Below are 23141 nucleotides of genomic sequence, written 5' to 3'. Positions count from 1 at the left end.
GGGGGGAGGGCGACATTGGGCTGTATGGCCCGTCCCGGAACGGCAGTATCACCGTGAGCGGAGGCGTCTCGGGGTTCAGCGTGCAGCTTGAGGAACTCATGGCCGGCGCGGAGAAACTCGACGGGCTCGCACAGGATCTGTTGTGGGCCGAAGAGGAATCCGGCCGCATCCTGGACGAGCTTTGCCGGGCGGACCACCAGCCAGCCTGGTCCGGCGCGGGCTACGTGGCGAGCGTGCGCGACAGTGCATGGGCGCTGCGGACGGTCCGGGCAGAGATGCAACGGATCAGTGCCGAGGTCCGCACCTGCATCCGGGACTACGAGAAGGCTGAAGAGCACGCAAAAACAAGCCAGTATTTCGGGTACCGCAGCCATCAGGATCTCCTGCACTCGGCCATCGTGATCCTGACTTCCAAGGCTGCCGACGGAAAGACTATGGAATGGCTGGTGAGCCAACTGGGCGCGCAGGCCTCGGCAATGAAAACCAACATTGGACAAAACCCCTGGGTCCGGGACGCCGTATTTGGCATTGCATCGGGCCTCAGGCCAAGGCACATTGATGTGCAGCGCGAAGAGAATATGGCAGTGGACCTGGAGGCTTCGCCGGCCGGCCTGTTGGAGCGGATACGGCAGATTGAGGCACGGGGACCCGGGTTCATCGAAGTCCTTGAGGTGCCAAAAGGAGGGGAAACAGCTTATGTCGTGGTCATTCCCGGCACTCAAGCGGCAGGAATCCAGGCAGGGGGCGACAACCCCTTCGATGAAGCAGGCATCGGCGAGGGAATGTTCTACAGTTCCTCGGAAGTCAACCAGGCAATCCTTGAGGCACTTGAGGCGGCCGGGGCAAAGCGGGGAGCTCCGCTGGTAGCGGTGGGGTACAGCCAGGGCGGCATCCATGCCATGAACCTTGCTGCCGATCCCGAAGTCCTCCGCACCTACGATGTCCGCTACGTGCTTACCGCTGGATCGCCGGTTGCCGGAATTACACCTGGAGTGGGGGTCAGTTCGCTGCACCTGGAGCATGAAGCAGACTGGGTTCCGGGCGCAGACGGAGCACCAAACCCCGACACCCGAGACAGGGTAACGGTCACTCTGACAAATCCGGTAACCACTCCAGAGGGGGAAAGCGCGGGGCTGGGGCCAGGCCACCGACTCAGCGGTTATGGAGAGGCGGCAAGCCTGGTTGGCGCCAGCAAAGATCCCTCACTGGTCCAGTCCACCGCGGCGCTGGGTGCTGTCCTGGGCGCAGGCGGGGCCGTCACGGCTACGCGATTCTCCCTGTCCAGGACTCCGCCCACCGTCCCCAAGGACCGCAGGGATCCCTTTTCCGGGCGGCCACAACCGGGAGCCCGCTAGGGAGTTTCTCCGCACGCGCGGCAGGCGTCAGGAGATTGGGGCGGCGTGCAATTCCATGTACCGGCTGGAGCGCAACTGTTCGGGTTGCGGGGCGGGGGCAGCCGGCTGTGGGGCAGGTGCCGGGACGGCGGCAGGGCACCGGTAGTTGTAGTCGAGGTCGTTTTCCGTGAACTGCGTTGTGGTGACAGTTCCGCCCGGCGTCAACGGCGGAGCGCCGCAATACTCTTCTGCCGACTCTGCCGAGTCGGGGCCCGCAAGCCAGTTCTGGAGTTTGTAGAGGTTGCTGCCGGGACTGACGTCGCCCGCAATCTCGTTGAACTGATATCCGGTTGAATAGATCCCCACTTCCACCCCGGCCCCCTGCAGGTAGGCCGTCATGCCTTCCAGTTCGGCTGCATTGGCTGCCTTGTCCCACAGCCAGGTGTTTCCAAACTCAACATCCAGCCACCACATGCGGTGTATGTCCTGCCCGGCTGCCGCCAGGATGCCGGCTGACGTGGCGGCCATGGCGTAGCCGTGCACGTAGGCGCAGGCCGGGGACGCGTTGCCGTCGCACAAACCATATGGATTGCTGACAGCGGTTTCCCCGTAAGTGTTCCCGGCCGGCCACCATAACGAGTCCGCGGGCCCGGTCGCGGCAGTGTTCACATACACTGCAGCCGGGGTGCCGCCTGCCGCCTCCGCACTTTGATCCGCCCACGCCAGTTGGGCGGCCAGGCAAGGGTTGGCGGTGTCGGGACGCCCGCCGTTCACCCCGACGATCGCGAAGGGCGGGGGCGCAGGAAGATCAGCGCCGCATTGCGGCCAGGAGATGTCGTTGCCCAACCCCGCGGGGCCGTGCGGTGCGGTGCCGGATTCCGCACGTGCCGGGCCGGCTTGCCATGCCAGGAGCAGGCAGGCAGCGAGACATATCCTGATGGACTTCATACCTTGACCCCAATGTTCCGGAACCGACAGCGACGGGCCGTGCCTGGCCTGAATTGCAGCCTAGGCGGCCGCCAGCGCAGGGGTCATGGGTGGCTGGTACTGGAGTTTGTGCTGCTGATTCTGGGAATGGCACCTGATGGGTACCTGCCCGCCGGCCGCCCTGCTACTTGGCGGCAAGGCACCGTGGGGGCTTCTTCACGTCGGAGGCGGTCCGGGTCAGCGCCGGCCTCCCGGCAGGAGCCCCGCCACCAGGGACACCAGCGAGATGATGATGGCGGCGAGCAGCGCCGTCCAGAAGAAGGAATCTATGGTGAGGTGCACTGGCGTATAGCTGCTGATCCAGGCCGTCAGGTACAGCATGGCCGCGTTGATGACGATGGCGAACAGGCCAAGCGTCAGGATGGTGATGGGCAGCGCGAGGAGGCGCACAAGCGGCCGAACAAAGGCATTGACGACGCCGAAGATGAGGCCGATGAACAGGTAGGCAAGGACAATCCCAATGGTCTCGGTGTCCTGTGAAATCCCGGTTCTGGCGACGGCGTCGGATGCCGCCGTGCTCGAGATATCCATGCCCGGCAGGATCCAGCTGGCCACCCAGAGCGCAGCGGCGTTAACGACGACCCGAAGGATGAAGGAACCCATGCCCCCATGCTTCCATACCGTTCCCATGGGAACCTGGTGAACGGCAAGGAATTTGTGCCCCGCATACCCCGGGTCCTCGCGGGAGCGGGACGTAGGCTAGAGGCCATGACTTCACCTGAGACCCGGGAGGGCGGAATTGCGCCGCGCCCGGTGCTGGACCGGCTGCCCCGCTACGCGGCAGGAAAACCGCCGGCCGCGGTCAGCGGTCTGGCCAGCTTCAAGCTGTCCTCCAATGAAAACCCGTTACCGCCGATCCCGGCAGTGCTGGAAGCCATCGCCAACCAGTCCGACTTCAACCGGTATCCGGATCCCCTGAGCAGCAAGCTTCGCGCTGCCCTTGCGGAATTCCTCGGTGTGCCCGCCGACGACATTGTGACCGGAGCAGGAAGCCTTGGCGCGCTGAACCAGATCCTGGCCGCCTTTGCCGGCCAGAACGAGGACGGGAAAGCGGACGAGGTCATCTATGCGTGGCGCTCTTTTGAGGCTTACCCCATCAGCGTTGGCCTGGCAGGCGCCGAAAGTGTCCAGGTTCCCGTCACGGCCGACGGCCGGCACGACCTCGCAGCCATGGCGGCGGCCGTAAGTGCCCGCACCAAAGTCATCCTTCTCTGCACGCCCAACAACCCCACCGGCCCGGCCCTGGACGCGGCCGAAACCGAAGCCTTCATCCGGTCCGTTCCGCCTGACGTGGTGGTGGTGATCGATGAGGCGTACCAGGAGTTTGTCAGGGCGGAAGGCGCCGTGGACGGAATCGCGCTGTACCGGAAATATCCCAATGTGGTGGTGCTCCGGACCTTCTCCAAGGCGCACGGCCTGGCAGGGCTCCGTGTGGGCTACAGCGTCTCCCATCCCGGGCTGACGCAGTATTTGAGGGTGGCCGCGACTCCATTCGCTGTCTCCCAAATTGCCGAGCAGGCAGCGGTTGTCTCCCTGGCAAATTTTGGCCAGGTTGTGGAAAGGGTACAAAAACTCGTTGACGAGAGGGACCGGGTGGTCAACGGCCTCAAGGACCTCGGCTGGAGCGTCCCTGACGCCCAGGGCAACTTCGTCTGGCTCGCGCTTGGCGCCGAAAGTGCCGCCTTCGCAGAGCTGGCGGGGACGCGGGCTCTCTCGGTGCGGGCCTTCGCCGGAGAAGGCGTGAGGGTCAGCATCGGGGAGCCTGAGGCCAACACGCGGTTCCTCCAATTGTGTGCCGACTATACAAAGGCGCCTGCAACTTCCTAGCACTTAACAAGTAGCCCTCCGGCTACTTACCGAAGATAAAGTTAGGATCAGTAAGCCAATATATATGCCATGCCGGGAATGTATTCCGTGCGCGGCATATATCCCAGCGACATTGCATTGCATCCGGATGCGGCAAGCAAGGAGACGGTATGGGCACTCATCTGCCTTCCACCGAGTTCGACGGAACAGCGGTAGACGACCAGCGGGAAGCCGATGCTGAAGCCGTCATGGGCGAGCCCGCGGCACAAATGGTTCAGCTTCTCGGTCCTGACGGGAAGCTGGGTACCGATCCCGTCTACAGCGCCTACGCGGACAAGCTCACCGCCGGCGACCTGCGGGGCCTGTACGCCGACATGGCCGCGATCCGGCGGTTCGACGTCGAAGCGACCGCCCTCCAGCGCCAGGGCCAGCTGGCCCTGTGGGTGCCGCTGACAGGCCAGGAAGCGGCGCAGATCGGTTCAGGCCGGGCCAGCCAGCCGCAGGACTACATCTTCCCCACTTACCGGGAACACGGCGTGGCGCTTACCCGGAACGTGGACCTTGCCGAACTCCTGCGCCAGTTCCGCGGAGTCTCCAACGGCGGATGGAACCCCAAGGACACCAATTTCCACCTATACACCCTGGTCCTGGCGGCGCAGACCCTTCACGCCGTGGGATACGCCATGGGGATCCAGCGGGACCAGAAGCTCGCCGCCGCCTCCAATACCGCCGGCAGGGAGCCTGACGCCGCCGTCATCGCGTACTTCGGCGACGGCGCCAGCTCGGAAGGCGACGTCCACGAGTCCATGGTGTTTGCCTCCTCCTACAAGGCCCCCGTGGTGTTCTTCTGCCAGAACAACCACTGGGCCATCTCCGTGCCCACCAACGTCCAGACCCGCGTTCCGCTCTCGAACCGTGCCAAGGGATACGGCTTCCCCGGCATACGGGTGGACGGCAACGACGTGATCGCGGTCCACGCCGTCACCGAGTGGGCGCTGGAGCATGCCCGCCAGGGCAAGGGGCCAGTCCTCATTGAGGCCTTCACGTACCGGGTGGGGGCGCACACCACGGCGGACGATCCCACCAAGTACCGGCAGTCCGAGGAGGAGGATGCCTGGCGGGCCAAGGATCCGCTGGCCCGGCTGGAGAAGTACCTGCGCGCCGAAGGCCTGGCAGATGACGCCTATTTCGCCAAGGTGAAGGCCGACGGTGACGACCTGGCCGCTTATGTCAGGCGCACCGCCCACGATCTTCAGAACCCGGACATCCGGCAGGCCTTCGCCAGCGTCTACAGGGAGGCCCACCCGCTGGTGGCCGAGGAACTGGCGTGGTTCGAGGAATACAGCGCAGGATTCGCCGGCGGGGAAGAATCCGCCGGGCACGCAGCAAAGGCAGGCCACTGATGACCACCATGACCATCGCGAAGGCCATCAACGAAGGCCTCCGCGCCACCCTGGCCGCCAACCCCAAGTCGTTGCTGATGGGCGAGGACATCGGACCCCTAGGCGGCGTCTACCGCGTCACTGACGGACTGATCGGCGAGTTCGGCCCGGACCGCGTGGTGGACACCCCGCTGGCCGAGTCCGGAATCATCGGCACCGCCATCGGCCTGGCGCTGAGGGGGTACAGCCCGGTCTGCGAGATCCAGTTCGACGGGTTCGTCTTCCCCGGCTTCAACCAGATCACCACCCAGCTGGCCAAAATCCACTCACGCAGCAACGGCAACCTCACCGTCCCCGTGGTCATCCGCATCCCCTACGGCGGCGGCATCGGCTCCATTGAGCACCACTCCGAATCCCCGGAGGCCCTGTTCGCCCATACGGCCGGCCTGCGCATCATCACCCCGTCCAACCCGCATGACGCCTACTGGATGATCCAGCAGGCCGTGGAGTGCCAGGACCCCGTCATCGTTTTCGAACCCAAGCGCCGCTACTGGCTCAAAGGGGAGGTCGACGTCGAGGCGCCCGGGCCGTCGGAGGATCCGTTCAAGGCCCACGTTCTTCGCGAGGGTACCGACGCCACCGTGGTGGCTTACGGACCCCTGGTTCCCGTGGCATTGGCGGCCGCCAACGCAGCGGAGGAGGACGGCCGGAGCCTCGAGGTCATCGACCTCCGGTCCATTTCCCCCATCGACTTCGACACCGTCACCGCCTCCGTCCAAAAAACCGGCCGGCTGATCGTGACCCACGAGGCCCCCACATTCGGCGGAATCGGAGGCGAAATCGCCGCCCGGATCAGCGAGCGGGCATTCCACTCCCTCGAGGCGCCGGTGATCCGCGTCGGCGGCTTCCACATGCCCTACCCCGTTGCCAAGGTGGAGGAAGACTACCTTCCGGACATCGACCGCATCCTCGAGGCGCTGGACCGCGCTCTCTCCTACTGAGGACACCATGACCCTTAATAAGTTCAACCTGCCCGACGTCGGCGAGGGCCTCACGGAGGCGGAAATCGTCTCCTGGAAGGTCAAGCCCGGCGACACCGTGGCCATCAACGACGTCATCTGCGAGATCGAAACCGCTAAGTCGATCGTGGAACTGCCGTCCCCGTTCGCCGGCACCGTCACCGAACTGCTGGTGGAGGAAGGGGTGACGGTCGACGTCGGGACCGCCATCATCAGTGTCAGCGACGAAGTCTCCGGCGACCCCACCCCCGCCGACGTCCGCGCACCCCAGGCCACCGTCGCTTCCGGTGCCTCCACCCAGCCGCTCTACGGCACGCTGCCCGCAGACGCAGGGGAGGCGGGGGAGACCTCCACCGCACCCCTGGTGGGTTCCGGGCCGAAGGCCGATGCCGTCAAGCGCCGGCCCCGGAAGACCGCACCGTCAGCCGCCATGACAGTGAACGCCCCCGAGGTCGAACCGGTCCAGCCCCGCACGCCGGCCGAAGTTTCCGCCGGCGCACCTTCCGCCGTCGACACCAGGCCGACCCTCGGCGGCACCATCACGGGCCTTGTCAACCGGGTACTGGCCAAGCCCCCGGTCCGCAAAATTGCGCGCGACCTTGGCATCGACCTCGCCGACGTCGTCGCAACGGGTTCGCGCGGCGAGGTGACCCGCGAAGACCTGGTCAGCTACCAGGCGCAGCGCGACGCCGAACTGGACAAGGCGGACGGCTTCTGGGGCGCGGCCGGAAAGCCGCAGGACCAGCGCGTGGAGAGCATTCCGGTCAAGGGCGTCCGGAAGGCCACGGCCAAGGCGATGGTGGAATCTGCCTTCGCGGCACCGCACGTCAGCATCTTCGTGGACGTCGACGCGAGCCGCACCATGGAATTCGTCAAGCGGCTCAAGGCCTCCCGGGACTTCGAGGGAATCAAGGTCTCGCCGCTGCTCATCCTGGCCAAGGCCGTCATCTGGGCCGCCGCAAGGAATCCCAGCGTGAACGCAGCCTGGGTGGACAACGAAGACGGCAGCGCCGAGATCCAGGTCAAGCACTTCATGAACCTGGGCATTGCCGCGGCCACTCCGCGCGGCCTCATGGTGCCCAACATCAAGAATGCGCAGGACCTGTCCTTGAAGGAGCTGGCCCTGGCGCTGAACGACCTTGCCACCACGGCCAGGGCCGGGAAGACGCAGCCGGCGCAGATGCAGGGCGGGACGCTGACCATCACCAACATCGGGGCCCTGGGCATCGACACCGGTACGCCGATCATCAATCCGGGGGAGGTGGCCATTGTTGCCTTCGGAACCATCAAGCAGAAGCCGTGGGTCCTGGACGGAGAGGTGATTCCCCGCTGGATCACCACCCTGGGCGGATCCTTCGACCACCGCGTGGTCGATGGTGACCTTTCCGCCCGCTTCATGGCCGACGTCGCAGCCATCCTGGAGGAGCCCGCGCTCCTCCTGGACTAGGGCACCGGCCCAGGACATGGCAGCAGGCAACGGGACGATCCGGGCCAGGAACCGCACAGCCAAATGGCTGACGGAGGTCTTCCAGCCGCCGGTGGTGGTTTCCCTGCAGCTGCTGGTCAGCCCACTGGCCCAGCCGGGATTCCCGGGAACCATCGGCTACGGCGCGCTGGCGGCCCTCTTCGTGTGCGTGCTTCCGCTGGTGGTGCTGCTAGTCCTGGTCAGGCTGGGCAAAGTCACGGACCACCACGTCAGCGACCGGAAGCAGCGTGCACCCGTGCTGCTGATGGCGCTGGGCTGCATCGTTCTGGGGCTGCTGGTGCTGGGCGCCTTGGATGCGCCCCAAAGCGTCGTTGCGATGGTGCTGGCGGTAGTGGGCGGCGTGGCGGTCCTGGCCGTGGTCAGCCCGTTCTGGAAGATGAGCGGCCACGCCGCTGCCGTGTCCTGCGCGGCCGTCGTATCGGTGCTGATGCTCGGCGCTGCGTGGTCACCGCTGCTGCTCCTGGTCCCGGCGGTCAGCTGGTCGCGGGTGGTGCTGCGGGCCCATTCCCTGGCACAGGTGGTGGCGGGATCGCTCTTCGGCGGCCTGGTGATGGCCGGGATCTGGTGGCTGCTGCAGGGTTGGCTGGTGGGCTGACCTTCTGCGCGGCCGGGGGAATTGCCGGCCTAGTAGGCGGCGTATGCGGTGAAGGCTTCGAGTATGGCCGGATCCGCGGTGGTTCCCAGCACTACTGCGGCGGCGGTCATCAGGCCGCCCATGAGCGCGGCCACGCCGGCCCAGGCGCTCAGGAGCTTCCAGTCCTCGCGCAGGACGCTGCGCACGGTGGCGGGGAGCTGGAGCCCCGGGGTAATGAGGTTGGGCGCACTGTCCAGGCTGCCGTCGTCCAGCAGCGCAACCACACGGTCGTTGCTGCGGTCCACCCGCATGGAGCTGATGTGGTTGCCGTGGCGGGCCAGGAGGATGTCGTGGCCAACAAGCTGGCGGCGCTGCATGGTGATCAAGGGGAGCCCTTCGCTGGTGGGTGGATTCGTCAGTGTCCACGCCGTTGGGGGCCCATCCAATTTTATCGTTGCGCCAGCAGCTTAAATGATGACAATGCGGTGAGAACGGACACCACCCGCAGCGATATCCGCCACCACGGGTGGTGTCCTGCGTTACCCCAAGGGGGTTCCTGGCTCTAGTCGGCGTCGTAGGTGTTGGCGATGTACACGTCGCAAGGGGCGTTGTGGGCCACGCTGTTTGCCACGCTGCCCAGGACCCGGCCGATGCCGTGCATGCGGCGGTTTCCCACCACGATGATGCGGGCATCCATTCGGACGGCTTCCTTGATGAGGGCATCGGCGGGCCGCCCGCGGGCCGCCGAATAGGTGACCGCGACGTCGCGGCCCAAGGATTCCGCCACGGTCCGGGCCACCTGTTCTGCGGCGTCGGCGTCGGAGACGATCCAGCGGTCGCTGCCGCTGCCGAACACCTCGGTCCGGTCGCTGTCAAAGGCCGACACGACGTGCAGCGAGGCGTCCAGTCCCGCCGCCAGGTTCTTGGCCGATTCCGCTGCCCTCTTTGCGGTTTCGCTGCCGTCGACCCCTACAACGATGATTCCACCCATATGCATGCTCCTTTGCTCGGTTTTCGGCGTCCGTGTGGCTTACGCTACAGCGCGGCGATGGCTTCCTGCAGCACCGGCGCCAACCGGCGCACTCCCTCGGCGATGGTATCGGGAGGGACGGCGCTGAAGGCGAGCCTGAGCTTGTTGGACGGCTCGTCCGACGGCGTGAACGCAGCGCCGGGGATAAACACGACGCCGGCATCGATCGCCTTGCGCAGCAGTGGGTAGGTGTCAATGCCCTCCGGCAGCGTCACCCAGACGAAGAAGCCGCCCTGTGGGCTGGTCCAGGTGGTCCCGGCGGGCATGTATTCCTTGAGGGCGGCGAGCATGGCCCGGCACCGCTCGGCGTACAGTCCGCGGTAGGTTTCGATCTGGCCCTGCCAGTCGTAGTCGCGCAGGTAGGCGGAAACCAGCATCTGGTTCAGGGCGGGCGGGCAGAGCGTGACCGATTCCGCGGCGAGGTAGTAGCGGCGCTGCAGGTGTTCCGGAACCAGGGCCCAGCCGATCCGGAGGCCGGGCGCGAAGATCTTGGAGAAGGAGCCGAGGTAGATGACGTCGTCCGGGTTGGCCGCGCGCAGTGGGGGCAGCGGCTCACCTTCGAAGCGGAGGAGTCCGTACGGGTTGTCCTCCAGGACCAGGATATTCGCCCTGCGGCATATATCGACCACCTGCTGCCGCCGTTCCCGGGCCAGGGTGATGCCGGAGGGGTTGTTGAAGTTCGGGATGGTGTAAAGGAACTTGATGCTCCTGCCGGCGAGCTGGAGCGCGGCAATCCGCGCCTCCAGCAGTTCCGGGACCAGGCCGAACTGGTCCATCTCCACCGTTTCCACCTGGACCTGGTATGCCTCGAAGGTGTTCAGTGCGCCGACGTAGGTGGGGTCCTCCACCAGGACCACGTCTCCCGGATTGCAGAAGAGCTTGGTGGCCACATCCTGGGCCGACTGTGATCCCGCGGTGACCACTACGTTCTGGGGGCGGGCGTCCAGGATGCCTTCGGCGGCCATGACCTCGCAGATCTGCTCCCGGAGCTCGGGGGTGCCCTGTCCGGCGCCGTACTGCAGGGCAGTAAGTCCATCCTTGGCAATGATGTCCGCTGCCGTCGCTGACAGGCGGTCAAGGGGCAGCGACTGGAGATACGGGCTTCCGCCCGCGAGGGAGACCAGTCCGGGCCGCATGGAAATGTCGAAAACGTCCCTGACGGCGGACTGGCGGATGTTCGCCGCCCGCTCCGAGAACAGTTCCTCGTGGCGGTGGGCCGAGGTGGCTGCGCGCTCGATCGCATCGATGGCTTCGGCAGGCAGCGTTCCGGCGGAGGCATCCAGTGTTTCGTGGGTCACAGAGTCAGGATACAGCCCGATGTTGCTTGCAGGGCAACACCTGTTTATCCCGGACGAGCGAGACGTTCCGTGGACATGAGAGCGCCCGGCACGCGACATAGCGTGCCGGGCGCGTTGCCGGTCGGGCTAGGCCGCCGGTGCTGCTGCCGCAAGGGCATCGAAAACGCCCTTGATCTGCTCCACGACCTCGGCGTCGTCCTTGGGGTGGACTTCAGCGAAGCGCACCATGGAACCGGGGACGGCGAGCTTGACGTCTTCCAGGATCTGCGCACCGGCGATGCCGGCGGCCTTGCGGGCTTCATCCTGGGCCCAGACGCCGCCGTACTGGCCAAACGCGGTACCGACGACGGCGGTGGGCTTGCCGGCAAGGGCGCCGGCGCCGAAGGGGCGGGACAGCCAGTCGATGGCATTCTTCAGTGCGGCGGGCACGGTGCCGTTGTGCTCGGGGGTAACCAAAAGGACGGTGTCCGCCTCTTCGGCAGCGGCCCGCAGGGCCGCTGCGGCTGCAGGGACCTGGCCCTCGACGTCGAGGTCCTCGTTGTAGAACGGGATGTTGCCCAGGCTCTCGTGGATCACCACGTCCACCTGCTCCGGCGCATTGAGCTGGATGGCCTCGGCCAGCTTTTGGTTGGTGGACTCGGCGCGGAGGCTGCCGACAAGGGTAAGGACTGTGCTCTTGGTCATGGGAACTCCTGGCTAGGGGAGCGGCGGGGGCCGCATTCGGTCAAACTTCCGGCTCATGGAGCCTTCACCAGACTAAACGGACCGCAGTCCGTTTATATTCCGCATGGCTACACTGTCTGTGTGAGGTCCATCCCAGTGCGGCCGGTCGTGGCCCCCGTGACGGCCGCGGAACGCAGCGACGCCGCCCGGAACCGTGAACGCCTCCTGCTGGCTGCCCGGGAGTTGATCGAACAAGGCGGGGCCGCCGCGCTCACCATGGACCGGCTGGCCGAGCAGGCCGGCGTGGGCAAGGGCACCGTCTTCCGCCGCTTCGGGAGCCGGGCCGGGCTGATGCTCACCCTGCTGAACGACTCGGAGGCCGCGTTCCAGGCCCGCTTCCTGTTCGGCCCGCCACCCCTGGGTCCGGGCGCACCGCCACTGGACCGGCTCATCGCCTTTGGAGCCGGGCGGATCGCGTACGTCGTGGAATTCGGGGAGTTGGTGCTCGCAGCCGGAAATGCTTCGAGGGGAAGATTTGAAGTCCCTGCTGCCGCCCTCTGGGACCGCCACGTGGAGATGCTGCTGCGTGAAGCCGGCGCAGAATCCCCGGAGCCCTGGCTGATGGCGGGATCCCTCAACGCGACTCTGGACCCCGAGAGGCTTCTACACCTGATCCGTGAACATGGAGTCACATGCGAACGGCTGGCTGCATCGTGGCGAGAGCTTGTGACACGGGTTGTCACAAGCGCGTATGGTACGCGCTGAGCGGACCCTGCGTCCAGTCACGCGGGCTTCACAGAACTATTCATAACGATCTGATACGGCGCGCCTGGTTTCCGGGGATTCCCCGGCTTTTCGGCTCGAGGCTTGTGATAGTTTCCTCTGGAATGTGACCCGCAACATAGTCCACCAGGACCTGCCCCCAGGGGCTGCGGGAAGCCAGCTACCCGCTGGTACAGGGGACCCGGTGAGGCGGCACCATCCGTGCTTGTCCGGGGAGGACGGAAGGATCCAGCAGCGCCCATGCTCAAGTACCTCGCCAAGCGCGGCATCACGTATGTGGTCATGATCTTCCTCACCACATCCGCCGGCTACTTCCTGGCCGTCAGCTCGCTCAAGCCGGCACTGCTCGAACAGGAGCGCATCCCGCGGCCCACCCCCGAGCAGGTGGCGAATTCCATGCGGCTCAAAGGCCTGGACCCGGCGCTCAGCCCGTGGGAGCGCTACGTTGACTGGCTCACCGGCATCGTCACCCGCTGGGACTGGGGCCGCAGCCCCAACGGCGCCTATATCAACGCCGAGTTCGGGGACCGTGTCTGGATCTCCACCCGGCTGTTCCTGGCGTCCATCATCCTGACCCTGGTGATCGGCGTCGCGCTCGGCGTTTATTCGGCGGCACGCCAGTACAAGTTCCAGGACCGGGTCATCACGTCCTACAGCTACCTCGCCTATATCGTGCCGGCGCCCATCGCCTACTTCCTGGTCCAGCTGGGCGCCATCAACATCAATGAGTCCGTGGGCGACCGGATCTTCTTCGTCACCGGCATCTCCACCCCCGGCCTCGCCCCAGGCTGGGCCCAGTTCGTTGACATGCTGGGCCACTACGTAGTGCCCACCGTGGCCATCACCCTGGTTGGCTGGGGTGCCTACCAGATCGCGCAGCGGCAATACCTGCTGGACAACGTCAACGCGGATTTTGTCCGCACCGCACGGGCCAAGGGGCTGACCCGGAACCAGGCGATTGCCCGGCACGCGCTTCGCGTGTCCTTCATCCCGGTGGCCCAGAGCATCGCCTTCACCATCCCGGCCATCTTCGCCGGCGGCTTCTTCGCCGAAAAGATCTTCGCGTGGCCGGGCGTCGGGTCCTGGAGCATCGACGCCATCTCGCTGCAGGACGTCAACGCGGCCACGGCCACACTGGCCTACGGCTCCGTGATCTTCGCCCTGGGCGCCATCCTGGCGGACTTCGCCACCACGCTTGTCGACCCGAGAGTACGGGTGCAGTAGCCATGACCAACCTGAACGCGGTGGACCCGGCAGCAGTGGCGCAGGATGCGCACCTGGAAAGCGCCGACGTCGTCATCGGCAAAACCACCATCATCTTCCGCCGCTTCCTGCGGAACAAGACGGCCGTTGCGGGCCTGGCCATCTTCCTGGCCCTGACCGTTTTCTCGTTCATCGGCGGATTCTTCACCCAGTGGGACAAGGAAACCATCGATCCATTCAATATCGGCATGCCCCCGTCGGCCGACCACTACCTCGGAACCTCGCAGGCAGGCATCGACCTTTACGCCATGACCGTGGAGGGCACCAGGATCTCCATCCTGATCGGCCTGGTGGTGGGACTGGTGTCGGTCCTGATCGCCGCCGTCTACGGCTGCACCATGGCCTACTTCGGCGGCAAGGTGGACAAGGTCATGCTGTTCATCCTCGAAGCGCTGATCATGATGCCGGCGCTCCTGGTGGTCGCTGTCGCCACGAGCGGCGGCGGGGCCGGGCTGAAGCGCGACCTTCCCTCCTGGCTGCTCCTCATCATCGTCCTGCTGGTGTTCAGCTGGATGGGCACCGCCCGCCTGATCCGGTCCATGTCCATGTCGCTGATGCAGCGTGACTTCGTCAAGGCGGCGCAGTACATGGGCGTCCCGCCACGCCGGATCGTCTGGCGGCACCTGGTACCAAACATCGGCTCACTGCTGATCCTCGACATCACCCGCGGCGTCACCGCCGCCATCCTGGCCGAGGTCGCCTTCTCCTTCATCGGCATCGGCATCAAGGTCCCGGACGTGAGCCTGGGCGTCCTGATCGGCCAGGCGACCTCCCAGGTGCAAACCTTCCCCTGGATGTTCTGGGTGCCGCTCACCGTGATGTTCCTGCTGACCGGTTCCCTGGCCATGATGAACGACGGCCTGCGCGACGCCTTTGACCCCAGCTCCACCTCCAGCGGCAGGGCCAAAAAAGCCAAAGCCCGGAAAACCACCGCGGAAAAGAAGGCGGCATGAGCAGCGAAACCACCACCGGAGCCACGGACCCATCACGTTCAACCGTGGAACGCCTGCATGTGGCAGGCCTGCACGCCCCCGGCGACGCCGTCTTGTCGGTCCGCGACCTGAACGTCCGCTTCAATACGGAGAACGGCGTTGTGCACGCCGTCAGGGGCGTCGACTTCGACCTGATGCCGGGCAAGACACTCGGGATCGTTGGCGAATCGGGGTCCGGCAAGTCCGTCACCTCGCTGGCCGTCATGGGGCTCCTCCCGCCCACCGCCCAGGTCTCCGGCTCTGTCCGGCTCAAGGGCCGGGAGCTGCTGGGGCTCAGCGACAAGGACATGTGCAAGTACCGCGGCAACGACCTTGCCATGGTCTTCCAGGACCCGTTGTCATCCCTCACCCCGGTGTTCACCGTGGGCACCCAGATCATCGAAGCGCTCACCATCCACCACCCCACCATGAGCAGGACGGCCAAGGAGGCCCGCGCCGTCGAACTCCTGGCCATGGTGGGGATCCCCAGCCCCAAGGACAGGCTGAAGGCCTTCCCGCATGAATTTTCCGGCGGCATGCGCCAACGCGTCATGATCGCCATCGCCATTGCCAACAACCCCCGCGTCCTGGTTGCGGATGAGCCCACCACGGCCCTGGACGTCACCATCCAGGCCCAGGTCCTCGAGGTGCTTCACACGGCCCAGGAGGAGACGGGCGCGGCGGTGGTCATGATCACCCACGATCTTGGCGTGGTGGCGGGGATGGCAGACGACATCATGGTCATGTACGCAGGAAAACCGGTGGAAACCGGCGCCGTGGAGGACATCTACTACAACCCGCGGATGCCCTACACCATGGGCCTGCTGGGCGCGGTGCCCCGCGTGGATGTGGCCGAGAAGTCCTCGCTCGTTCCCATCGAAGGCATGCCGCCGAACCTGCTGCACACTCCCACCGGCTGCTCGTTCGCTCCGCGCTGCCCCCTGGCCTCGGACGCCTGCCTGCACGGCGAACCTGCGCTGGCATCCGTTGACGGCGACGCCCAGCACCGCGCCGCCTGCATCAAAGCAGGGTCCCTGGGCGGCTCCGTGGATGTGCACGACGTGTTCGCCGCCCCGCCGGTGGCGGTGTCCCGCTTCGACGCGATTCCCCGGGAGGAGCGGTCCACCGTCCTGCAGCTCAAGGACGTGCGCAAGCACTTCCCCCTGACCAGGGGAGCCCTCATCAAACGCAGGATCGGCACCGTCAAGGCGGTGGACGGCCTGAGCTTCGACATCCGCGAAGGCGAATGCTTTTCGATCGTGGGCGAATCGGGTTCGGGAAAGACCACGACGCTCCTGGAAATCATGGAGTTCCATCCGGACCAGGACGGCGAGGTGGTGATCGGCGGCCTGAGCAACAAGCAGGCGGCTGATGCCAAGACCAAGGGCAAGATGCGGCGCGAACTCCAAATGGTGTTCCAGGACCCTACCGGCGCCCTTGATCCGCGCTTCACGGTGTACGAAGTCCTGGCCGAACCCCTGCAGAACGCGGGCATGGACCGGGCCGCGACCAGGAAGCGGATCATGGAGCTGATGAAGCTCGTGGGCCTGCAGCCGGACCACGTCAACCGCTTCCCCAACCAGTTCTCCGGCGGCCAGCGCCAGCGGATCGGGATCGCCCGGGCACTGGCCGTGAACCCCAAGCTGGTGGTCCTCGACGAGCCGGTCTCGGCCCTGGATGTCTCGGTCCAGGCCGGGGTCATCAACCTCCTGGACCAGCTGCGCGCCGAGCTGGGCCTGAGCTACCTGCTGGTGGCACACGACCTCTCGGTAGTGCGCCACATCTCCAACCGGGTGGCCGTGATGTACCTCGGCAAGATCGTGGAGGTCGGCGCCGTGGACCGGGTGTTCGACAACCCGCGGCACCCCTACACCCGCGCCCTCCTCTCCGCGATCCCGGTGCCCGATCCCCGGCTGGAACGCACCCGCGAACGCATCATCCTCCAGGGCGACCTGCCCTCCCCACTGCAGGCCCCCAAAGGCTGCAACTTCGCCACCCGCTGTCCAGTCTTCGCCGCACTCCCGCCTGCCAAGCAGGAGAAGTGCCTCACCGTTGAGCCGCCCCTGGAAACGGCGTCCACTGCCACGGACCAGCAGTTCGCCTGCTTCTTCCCGGACGGGGAACTGGATGAGGACATGCTGGTGGTCCACGAACCGGCGGACCACCATGCGCCCTAAGGACTTTTCGACCCCAAGCACCACCACTCGCACCAAATGAAGGGAAAACCATGAGGAAACTGAACAGGATCGGCGGAGCTGCAGCCATTGCTGCCGCCCTGGCGCTGACGGCCTGCGGCGGTGGCGGTGCCAGCGGCCCCGAAACAGCCAAAGGACAGGAATCCGGGAGCGATCTGTCCAAGCTGATCAGCATCAACGAGAAGCCGGCGTCCGACCTCCAGCAGGGCGGCAAGGTCACCCTGCCGCTGGGCAACATTGGCCCGGACTTCAACGGGTTCTCCAACAACGGCAACAGTGCGGACAACTCCGCCCTGCAGATCCCCATGAACCCGGTTGCCATGAACAGCGGCGGCATCGGCGGCTGCTGGAAGGTGGACTTCAAGGGCAAGGTCACGCCAAACCCTGACTTCTGCGAATCAGTGGACAGCGAGGTCAAGGACGGCAAGCAGACCATCACCATCAAGGTGAACCCCAAGGCCACGTACAACGACGGCACGCCCATCGACGTCAAGGCCTTCAAGAACACCTGGAACATCCTCAAGAGCCCGGACAACGGCTACGACATCGTCAGCTCGGGCGCCTACGAGTTCGTTGACTCCGTCGAGGCAGGCAGCAACGACAAGGAAGTCATCGTCAAGACCAGCCGCCCGGTCTTCCCCGTGGATTCGCTCTTCTTCGGACTCATCCACCCCGCCGTCAACACCCCCGAGATCTTCAACGAGGGCTTCAACGGCAACATGCACCCGGAGTGGATGGCGGGCCCCTTCAAGCTTGACCAGTACGACACCGCCGCCAAGACGGTAACCATGGTGCCGAACGACAAGTGGTGGGGCCAGAAGCCGGTCCTTGCCAACGTGACGTTCCGCCAGCTGGAAACCAGCGCACAGATCGCCGCCTTCAAGAACGGTGAAATCGACGCCATGTCCGCCAACACCATCTCGCTGTACAAGCAGCTGGACGGCACCAAGGATTCGGACATCCGCCGCGGCCAGCGCCTCTTCGCCGGTGGCCTGAACCTCAACGCCCAGCGCATCACCGACGTCAACGTCCGCAAGGCCATCTTTGCCGCCGTGGACCGCGAAGCCCTCCGCAAGGTCCGCTTCAATGGACTGAACTGGGAAGAGCCCAGCTCCGGTTCCATGATGCTGCTGCCGTTCTCCGAGTACTACCAGGACAACTACCCGGTGAAGGAAACCGGAGCTGATGCGGCCAAGAAGGTCCTCACTGACGCCGGCTACACGGCCAACGCCAACGGCATAATGGAGAAGGACGGCAAGCCCGCCGCCTTCAAGATCAGCAACTTCGGCGACGACCCCACCACCCTGGCAGTGGCCCAGACCCTGCAGAAGCAGCTCCAGGCCGGCGGCATGGATGTGGGCATCGACCAGCGCGCCTCCGCCGACTTCGGCAAGGTGCTGGGCAGCCGCGAATTCGACCTGAGCATCTCCGGCTACACGGTGGGCCCGGATGCCACCGACGCCGTCAAGCAGTACTACGACTCCAAGGTCAACGAGAACAAGCTGGGCGACGCCGACCTGGACAAGAAGATCGCCGACCTCGCCTCCATCGAGGACAACGCAGCCCGCAACAAGGCAGCCATGGACGTGGAGAAGGAGCACATGGCCAAGTACTACTCCATGGGCGTGGTCTTCAACGGCCCGCAGATCTCCTTCGTCCGCACCGGACTGGCCAACTACGGCCCGTCGCTCTTCCAGAGCACCTCGCAGGTCCCGGACTGGACCACCATCGGCTGGGTAAAGAAGTAACCACCCCCAGCCCTGTCGAGTAGCCGGCACCCCTGGTCTTCCAGGGGTGCCGGCTTCCTTTAACCCGGCGCCTTATCCATACGGGACCGGGGGTAGCGTTGCTTCCATGACCGGAACTGCAGCGGACCCCCGCACCATCCGCACCGCCGTCGTCGGATACGGACTCGCCGGCAGCGTTTTCCACGCGCCGCTGCTGGCAGCCAACGCCAGCTACTCGCTGGACGTCATTGCAACGTCCGACGCCGGGCGGCAGGGAGCTGCCTCGTCCCGGCTTCCGGGGGTGGCGGTGGTGCGCGACGGCGCCGCCGTCCTTCAGCGGGCCGCAGACCTTGACCTGGTGGTATTGGCGACGCCGCCGGACACGCACTATCCGCTGGCCAAGGCCGCGCTGGAAGCGGGGCTGGACGTGGTGGTGGACAAGCCGTTCGCGGTCACCAGCACCCAGGGACAGGAACTCGTTGCGCTGGCACGGGCGGAGGGACGCGTGCTGACGGTGTTCCACAACCGCCGGTGGGATGGGGATTTCCTCACGCTCCGGAAGTTGCTGGCAACCCAGTCCCTGGGCAAGGTGGCCCGGTTCGAGTCGACGTTCGAGCGGTGGTCCCCCTCCATTGCCAAGGCCTGGAAGGCGCGGGCCACTGCTGCCGACGGCGGAGGCGTCCTGTTCGACCTGGGCACCCACCTGATCGACCAGGCCCTGCAGCTGTTCGGCCCGGCCACCGTCCTCCACGCGGAGCTGCAGGCGCGCCGGTCCGACGAGCGGGCGGATGATGACGCCTTCCTGGCCCTGCGGCACCAGTCCGGTGTGACCAGCCACCTGGCCATGAACATGCTGTGCGCCCAGCAGGGGCCGCGCTTCCGGGTGTTGGGTTCGATCGGCGGCTTCACCAAGAACGGGGTGGACCCGCAGGAGCCTTACATGGCGGCCGGCGGCAGTCCGCGGGATGCGGACTATGGCCTGGAGGCACCGGAATGGGCCGGGCTTCTGGGCCGCGACGGGCACCTGGACCGCCTCGCCACCGAACGCGGGAACTACCCGGAGTTCTACCGCCTGCTGGGGGACAAGATCCTCGACGGCGGAGCGCAGTCATCCCTGCCCCTCCCCGTAAACCCGGAAGACGCCGTCGAGGTCCTCAAAATCATCGAGAGGGCCAGGGAACTGGTTAAATGACTCATCGATTGCTCCGTAAGCGCCGTTCTGAGGGTTCAAAAGGACGATTACGGAGCAATCGATGGAGAGGGCTTAGGCGGAGACCAGCTCGTGCCAGTCGGCGACGAGGGGCAGGTTGTGGGCCTCGGACACGGAGTGGTGCGCCACGTGGCCTGCGGCGATGTTAAGGCCGGCGGCAAGGGCGGGGTCGCGGTCGAAGGCGGCCTTGACGCCCAGGTTTGCCAGGGACACCGCGTAGCGCAGGGTGACGTTGGTCAGCGCGTACGTGGAGGTGTTGGGCACGGCGCCAGGCATGTTGGCCACGCAGTAGAAGATGGTGTTATGCACCTTGTACGTGGGCTCCTGGTGGGTGGTGGGGTGTGTGTCCTCGAAGCAGCCGCCCTGGTCCACGGCGATGTCCACCAGGACCGAGCCGGGCTTCATGCGGGCCACGAGGTCGTTGGTGACCAGCTTGGGAGCCTTGGCGCCGGGGATCAGGACGGAACCAATCACCAGGTCGGCGTCCACCACTGACTTCTCGATCTCGTACTTGTTGGAGGCAACGGTCTTCAGCCGGCCCTGGTACTGGGCATCAAGTTCGCGCAGGCGGTTGATGTTGATGTCCAGGATGGTGACGTCGGCGCCCAGGCCCAGGGCCATGGCAGCGGCGTTGGTTCCGGCCACGCCGGCGCCCAGGACAACCACCTTCGCGGGCCGCACGCCGGGCACGCCGCCCAGCAGGACACCCTTGCCGCCGGCCGGGGCCATCAGGGAGGTGGCGCCCACCTGGACGGACAGGCGGCCGGCAACTTCGGACATCGGAGCCAGCAGCGGCAGCGACCTGCCCTCCTGCACGGTTTCGTAGGCGATGGCGGTGACGCCGGAATTGATGAGCTCCGCGGTGAGCTCGGGCTCGGCGGCCAGGTGCAGGTAGGTGAAGAGGATCAGGCCCTTGCGGAAGCGGTGGTATTCGGACTTGATCGGTTCCTTGACCTTCATCACCATGTCGGCGCGGGCCCAGACGTCGTCCGCCTCGTTGACGATCTCGGCGCCGGCGATCGAGTATTCCTCGTCGGTGATTCCCGAGCCCAGGCCTGCGCCGCGCTCCACCAGGACGGTGTGCCCGTGGGTGAGGAACTCGTGGACGCCGGCCGCGGTGATGGCTACCCGGAATTCGTTGTTCTTGATTTCTTTGGGGACGCCGATGATCATCGTCTGCTCCAGTTTTTGGGGGCCGGTAGGCCGTACAGGTGGAAGGATTTTCGTGTTTCAACGATAAATCCCGTTGTGAGCCAGGCGACATGATCCCGTGCCCTCGGGCTGGCCGGAACCGCGGGATTCCGCGGTTTTTGGATCCTTTAGCTCGACATTCGTCGAGCCTTGGAGCGTCAGGTGTCGCCTCGTGTCCGTTCGTCCGCGGGGCCGCCGGGGCAGTACTGTTGGCCCATGCAGCAGCAGGGTGTGGAACAGCTCGTCGAACAGGTGGCGCAGAAGCTGGGCCGGGGGCTGTCCCTGGAGGATTTGGACGGGCTGCTGCTCGCCTACAGTTCCAACCAGTCCCACGCTGACCGCGTCCGGGTCAACTTCCTGCTGAGCAAGAAGGTCCCGGCGGACGTGAGCGCGTGGCAGCTCGCGCACGGGATCGCCACCGCCGTACGGCCTGTTGTGGTGCCGGCCAACCCGGACCTGGGCATGCTGGGCCGCGTGTGCGTCCCGCTGATGGTTCGCGGTTTCCGGGTGGGCTATCTCTGGGTGCAGCAGGACTCGGCGGAGGAAAGCCCGACGGCGATCCTCACCCAGCTGCCGGGCGTCAACCACGAGCTTGAGCTGCTGTCAGGGCTCCTGCTCGACTCGAACACGGCTGAATCCGAATTCCGGCGGGGCCGCGAGCGGGAGTTCCTGGCCGCCTGCGCCGGGGAGCCCAATGCGGTGGCTGCGGTGGCCGGCTGGAAGGAAGTCCAGGGGAGGGGGCCGTGGCAGATGGTCACGGTCCTGGACGCAGACGGCTGGGCCAGCGGCCCGGACCCCATCGCCTCCACCCTGATCCACCGGTCCACCGCGCTGCAGGCCACGGTGGGCGTGGATGCCGCCCTCTTCAGCGCGGGGACGGAGACGCATTCGGTGGTGCTGTTCCGCGAATCGACCGGCCGGGCAAACCATGCCCAGGTCCTGGTGCACTACCAGCTGGAGCTGGCGAAGCGTTCCGGCCGCCCGGTGCACCGGATCATCCTTGGCATCAGTGAAGGCTTCGCGAAGACCCGGCAGCTCTCGGAGGCGTACCGGCAGTCACGGATGGCAGCCCAGGCGGCCGCGGTGGATCCGCAGCTGGGCGAGCTGGTGGACTGCAGGGCCACCGGCGTGTACCAGCTGCTGGCCTCCGCCGGGGGAGGAGTAGGTGCCTGGGCGGACTCCGGGTCGGTGTACTTCCGAATGCTCGAGGACCATGACCGCAACGGTGAGCTCATTCCGGTCCTGGAGCTGCTCTATGACAACGACGGCTCGGTCCAGGACGTGGCCACCAGGCTCCACCTGCACCGCAGCAGCATCTACAACCGGCTGGGACGGATCCGGCAGCTGCTGGGCGTGGACCCGCTGAAGGGGATGCCCCGGCTGGAGCTGCACGCGGCCCTCAAGATGCGGCGCTGGGCAGGGCGGCCCAGGATTTGATGGCATCCGCCACCTGCCGCGGGCGCAGGTGCTGGACCACGTGCCCGGCGTGCTGGATCTCCGCGAAGCTTCCCTCCGGCACTGCCCGGGAGAGTTGGAGCGACCAGTCAGCGCCTGCCACCTGGTCGTTGTCGCCGCGCAGCACCAGGACCGGAACGTTGATCCCGGCCAGCCTCCGCTCCGTAGGGTAGGCCATCATGACGGGGAGCACGGTGAAATACCAGCGGGGCCCGCAGCGGAAGTAGTCCGAGAGCACGAGCCAGTTCGACCCTGGGCTCTCCCTGAGGAGGGCGTCCAGGAACAGCGCCATGCCCTGCCGCACGACGGTCCTGTGCCGCGAGTCCACCACCGGACCCATGAGGACCAGCCGTTGCGCCTGGCCGGGAGCATGGAGCGCTGCCTCGATGGCGAACTGCACGCCCATGGAATGCCCCACCAGGATGTAGGAGGCGATGCCGCTTGCCTTGAGTGCCTGGGCGATGAAGGCGCCGTAGTCGGCCACGGACAGCTGCCGCTCCGGCCTGGGCGTTCCAGCGAAGCCCGGCAGTTCCAAGGAGTACGTTGGGGCAACGGCGGCGAGCTCACCGTGCAAGCGGCGAAGGTAGCGGTGTGAAACGCCGATGCCGTGAATGAGGATGTAGGCGGGTGCCGTGGAGGCGCCTGCGGCATCCGGTCCAGGGGCGGGTGTCCCGTCAGCCCAGAGGATCCGGCCCGTTAGACCGTTCGCTTCCATGTCGGCTGAGTGGAGCACAATATCCTTCCGGCGCCGTGGCCAGGACAGGGGG

General features: G+C 66.0%; 21 protein-coding genes. 13 read left to right on the top strand and 8 right to left on the bottom strand.

The window, feature by feature from the left end:
* Nucleotides 1–53 precede the first annotated feature (53 nt).
* A complete protein-coding gene (locus NIBR502770_RS17300; protein WP_246857304.1) occupies nt 54–1355 on the top strand; it encodes a hypothetical protein in 1302 nt (433 codons plus the stop codon).
* A 27-nt stretch (nt 1356–1382) separates the two neighbouring features.
* On the opposite strand, the gene NIBR502770_RS17295 is transcribed toward NIBR502770_RS17300, so the two are convergent.
* Together NIBR502770_RS17295 and NIBR502770_RS17290 are read right to left on the bottom strand one after the other, a co-directional pair.
* Complete coding sequence (locus NIBR502770_RS17295) at nt 1383–2282, bottom strand: hypothetical protein (protein ID WP_141182769.1); 900 nt, start codon at nt 2280–2282, stop codon at nt 1383–1385.
* A gap of 216 nt (nt 2283–2498) precedes the next feature.
* Complete coding sequence (locus tag NIBR502770_RS17290) at nt 2499–2924, bottom strand: phage holin family protein (protein ID WP_141158929.1); 426 nt, start codon at nt 2922–2924, stop codon at nt 2499–2501.
* A 105-nt stretch (nt 2925–3029) separates the two neighbouring features.
* On the opposite strand from NIBR502770_RS17290, the gene NIBR502770_RS17285 reads away from it, so the two are divergent.
* From NIBR502770_RS17285 to NIBR502770_RS17265, 5 genes are all read left to right on the top strand, one after another.
* Nucleotides 3030–4148: a histidinol-phosphate transaminase gene (locus NIBR502770_RS17285; protein WP_141182768.1), complete on the top strand. Its 1119-nt coding sequence runs from the start codon at nt 3030–3032 to the stop codon at nt 4146–4148.
* 149 nt (nt 4149–4297) lie between these two features.
* Complete coding sequence (pdhA, locus tag NIBR502770_RS17280) at nt 4298–5530, top strand: pyruvate dehydrogenase (acetyl-transferring) E1 component subunit alpha (protein WP_141158931.1); 1233 nt, start codon at nt 4298–4300, stop codon at nt 5528–5530.
* Nucleotides 5530–6510: an alpha-ketoacid dehydrogenase subunit beta gene (locus NIBR502770_RS17275; RefSeq protein ID WP_141158932.1), complete on the top strand. Its 981-nt coding sequence runs from the start codon at nt 5530–5532 to the stop codon at nt 6508–6510. Before pdhA ends, NIBR502770_RS17275 begins: the two co-directional genes overlap by 1 nt.
* 7 nt (nt 6511–6517) lie before the next feature.
* Nucleotides 6518–7975, top strand: a complete 1458-nt coding sequence (locus NIBR502770_RS17270) for a dihydrolipoamide acetyltransferase family protein (RefSeq protein WP_141182767.1) — start codon at nt 6518–6520, stop codon at nt 7973–7975.
* A 16-nt stretch (nt 7976–7991) separates the two neighbouring features.
* Nucleotides 7992–8609 (top strand): phosphatase PAP2 family protein, encoded by a 618-nt coding sequence (locus NIBR502770_RS17265; protein ID WP_141182766.1) that lies wholly within the window; start codon nt 7992–7994, stop codon nt 8607–8609.
* A gap of 29 nt (nt 8610–8638) precedes the next feature.
* Here the strand turns inward: NIBR502770_RS17265 and NIBR502770_RS17260 are convergent, their stop codons facing one another.
* The 4 genes from NIBR502770_RS17260 to NIBR502770_RS17245 all read right to left on the bottom strand — a co-directional run bounded on the left by NIBR502770_RS17260 (nt 8639) and on the right by NIBR502770_RS17245 (nt 11600).
* Complete coding sequence (locus NIBR502770_RS17260) at nt 8639–8974, bottom strand: hypothetical protein (protein WP_141182765.1); 336 nt, start codon at nt 8972–8974, stop codon at nt 8639–8641.
* Nucleotides 8975–9150: 176 nt separating this feature from the next.
* On the bottom strand, nt 9151–9579 hold the full coding sequence (locus NIBR502770_RS17255) for a universal stress protein (RefSeq protein ID WP_141158936.1): 429 nt from the start codon (nt 9577–9579) through the stop codon (nt 9151–9153).
* Nucleotides 9580–9623: 44 nt separating this feature from the next.
* A complete protein-coding gene (locus NIBR502770_RS17250; RefSeq protein WP_141182764.1) occupies nt 9624–10916 on the bottom strand; it encodes a PLP-dependent aminotransferase family protein in 1293 nt (430 codons plus the stop codon).
* Between the two features lie 126 nt (nt 10917–11042).
* Nucleotides 11043–11600 carry an NAD(P)H-dependent oxidoreductase gene (locus tag NIBR502770_RS17245; RefSeq protein ID WP_141182763.1) on the bottom strand — a complete coding sequence of 186 codons (558 nt, stop codon included), beginning with the start codon at nt 11598–11600 and terminating at the stop codon, nt 11043–11045.
* Between the two features lie 120 nt (nt 11601–11720).
* Here NIBR502770_RS17245 and NIBR502770_RS17240 point away from each other — a divergent pair, with 120 nt between their 5' ends.
* The 6 genes from NIBR502770_RS17240 (at nt 11721) to NIBR502770_RS17215 (ending at nt 19710) form a co-directional block, all read left to right on the top strand.
* On the top strand, nt 11721–12344 hold the full coding sequence (locus NIBR502770_RS17240) for a TetR/AcrR family transcriptional regulator (RefSeq protein WP_141182762.1): 624 nt from the start codon (nt 11721–11723) through the stop codon (nt 12342–12344).
* A 258-nt stretch (nt 12345–12602) separates the two neighbouring features.
* Nucleotides 12603–13586, top strand: a complete 984-nt coding sequence (locus tag NIBR502770_RS17235; RefSeq protein WP_141158940.1) for an ABC transporter permease — start codon at nt 12603–12605, stop codon at nt 13584–13586.
* Nucleotides 13587–13588: 2 nt separating this feature from the next.
* Entirely contained in the window at nt 13589–14578 is a 990-nt protein-coding gene (locus NIBR502770_RS17230) for an ABC transporter permease (protein WP_141158941.1), read from the top strand.
* Nucleotides 14575–16773: an ABC transporter ATP-binding protein gene (locus NIBR502770_RS17225; protein ID WP_141182761.1), complete on the top strand. Its 2199-nt coding sequence runs from the start codon at nt 14575–14577 to the stop codon at nt 16771–16773. The genes NIBR502770_RS17230 and NIBR502770_RS17225 overlap by 4 nt, the downstream gene beginning before the upstream one ends.
* A 50-nt stretch (nt 16774–16823) precedes the next feature.
* The gene (locus tag NIBR502770_RS17220) at nt 16824–18539 is read left to right on the top strand and encodes an ABC transporter family substrate-binding protein (RefSeq protein ID WP_141182760.1); all 1716 of its coding nucleotides are present in this window, start codon (nt 16824–16826) and stop codon (nt 18537–18539) included.
* Nucleotides 18540–18645: 106 nt separating this feature from the next.
* Complete coding sequence (locus tag NIBR502770_RS17215) at nt 18646–19710, top strand: Gfo/Idh/MocA family oxidoreductase (RefSeq protein WP_141182759.1); 1065 nt, start codon at nt 18646–18648, stop codon at nt 19708–19710.
* Nucleotides 19711–19782: 72 nt separating this feature from the next.
* Here NIBR502770_RS17215 and ald read toward each other — a convergent pair whose 3' ends face one another.
* On the bottom strand, nt 19783–20901 hold the full coding sequence (gene ald / locus NIBR502770_RS17210) for an alanine dehydrogenase (RefSeq protein ID WP_141182758.1): 1119 nt from the start codon (nt 20899–20901) through the stop codon (nt 19783–19785).
* Between the two features lie 234 nt (nt 20902–21135).
* Between ald and NIBR502770_RS17205 the strand changes: the two genes are divergently transcribed.
* Complete coding sequence (locus tag NIBR502770_RS17205) at nt 21136–22356, top strand: CdaR family transcriptional regulator (RefSeq protein WP_141182757.1); 1221 nt, start codon at nt 21136–21138, stop codon at nt 22354–22356.
* On the opposite strand, the gene NIBR502770_RS17200 is transcribed toward NIBR502770_RS17205, so the two are convergent.
* Complete coding sequence (locus NIBR502770_RS17200; protein ID WP_141183480.1) at nt 22319–23089, bottom strand: alpha/beta fold hydrolase; 771 nt, start codon at nt 23087–23089, stop codon at nt 22319–22321. The genes NIBR502770_RS17205 and NIBR502770_RS17200 overlap by 38 nt on opposite strands.
* Nucleotides 23090–23141: the final 52 nt, after the last annotated feature.

Origin of the sequence: Pseudarthrobacter sp. NIBRBAC000502770 (assembly GCF_006517815.1) — a bacterium.
Taxonomy (GTDB): Bacteria; Actinomycetota; Actinomycetes; order Actinomycetales; family Micrococcaceae; genus Arthrobacter; species Arthrobacter niigatensis.
The sequence above is the reverse complement of the archived record's forward strand: the minus strand, read 5'-3'. Positions and strand labels throughout refer to the sequence as shown.

What these genes read in the sequence shown, in the direction of transcription:
- NIBR502770_RS17295 (WP_141182769.1), bottom strand. Translation starts at nt 2,282, where the DNA reads ATGAAGTCCATCAGGATATGTCTCGCTGCCTGCCTGCTCCTGGCATGG.
- NIBR502770_RS17290 (WP_141158929.1), bottom strand. Translation starts at nt 2,924, where the DNA reads ATGGGTTCCTTCATCCTTCGGGTCGTCGTTAACGCCGCTGCGCTCTGG.
- NIBR502770_RS17285 (WP_141182768.1), top strand. Translation starts at nt 3,030, where the DNA reads ATGACTTCACCTGAGACCCGGGAGGGCGGAATTGCGCCGCGCCCGGTG.
- pdhA (WP_141158931.1), top strand. Translation starts at nt 4,298, where the DNA reads ATGGGCACTCATCTGCCTTCCACCGAGTTCGACGGAACAGCGGTAGAC.
- NIBR502770_RS17275 (WP_141158932.1), top strand. Translation starts at nt 5,530, where the DNA reads ATGACCACCATGACCATCGCGAAGGCCATCAACGAAGGCCTCCGCGCC.
- NIBR502770_RS17270 (WP_141182767.1), top strand. Translation starts at nt 6,518, where the DNA reads ATGACCCTTAATAAGTTCAACCTGCCCGACGTCGGCGAGGGCCTCACG.
- NIBR502770_RS17265 (WP_141182766.1), top strand. Translation starts at nt 7,992, where the DNA reads ATGGCAGCAGGCAACGGGACGATCCGGGCCAGGAACCGCACAGCCAAA.
- NIBR502770_RS17255 (WP_141158936.1), bottom strand. Translation starts at nt 9,579, where the DNA reads ATGGGTGGAATCATCGTTGTAGGGGTCGACGGCAGCGAAACCGCAAAG.
- NIBR502770_RS17245 (WP_141182763.1), bottom strand. Translation starts at nt 11,600, where the DNA reads ATGACCAAGAGCACAGTCCTTACCCTTGTCGGCAGCCTCCGCGCCGAG.
- NIBR502770_RS17235 (WP_141158940.1), top strand. Translation starts at nt 12,603, where the DNA reads ATGCTCAAGTACCTCGCCAAGCGCGGCATCACGTATGTGGTCATGATC.
- NIBR502770_RS17230 (WP_141158941.1), top strand. Translation starts at nt 13,589, where the DNA reads ATGACCAACCTGAACGCGGTGGACCCGGCAGCAGTGGCGCAGGATGCG.
- NIBR502770_RS17225 (WP_141182761.1), top strand. Translation starts at nt 14,575, where the DNA reads ATGAGCAGCGAAACCACCACCGGAGCCACGGACCCATCACGTTCAACC.
- NIBR502770_RS17220 (WP_141182760.1), top strand. Translation starts at nt 16,824, where the DNA reads ATGAGGAAACTGAACAGGATCGGCGGAGCTGCAGCCATTGCTGCCGCC.
- NIBR502770_RS17215 (WP_141182759.1), top strand. Translation starts at nt 18,646, where the DNA reads ATGACCGGAACTGCAGCGGACCCCCGCACCATCCGCACCGCCGTCGTC.
- ald (WP_141182758.1), bottom strand. Translation starts at nt 20,901, where the DNA reads ATGATCATCGGCGTCCCCAAAGAAATCAAGAACAACGAATTCCGGGTA.
- NIBR502770_RS17205 (WP_141182757.1), top strand. Translation starts at nt 21,136, where the DNA reads ATGCAGCAGCAGGGTGTGGAACAGCTCGTCGAACAGGTGGCGCAGAAG.
- NIBR502770_RS17200 (WP_141183480.1), bottom strand. Translation starts at nt 23,089, where the DNA reads ATGGAAGCGAACGGTCTAACGGGCCGGATCCTCTGGGCTGACGGGACA.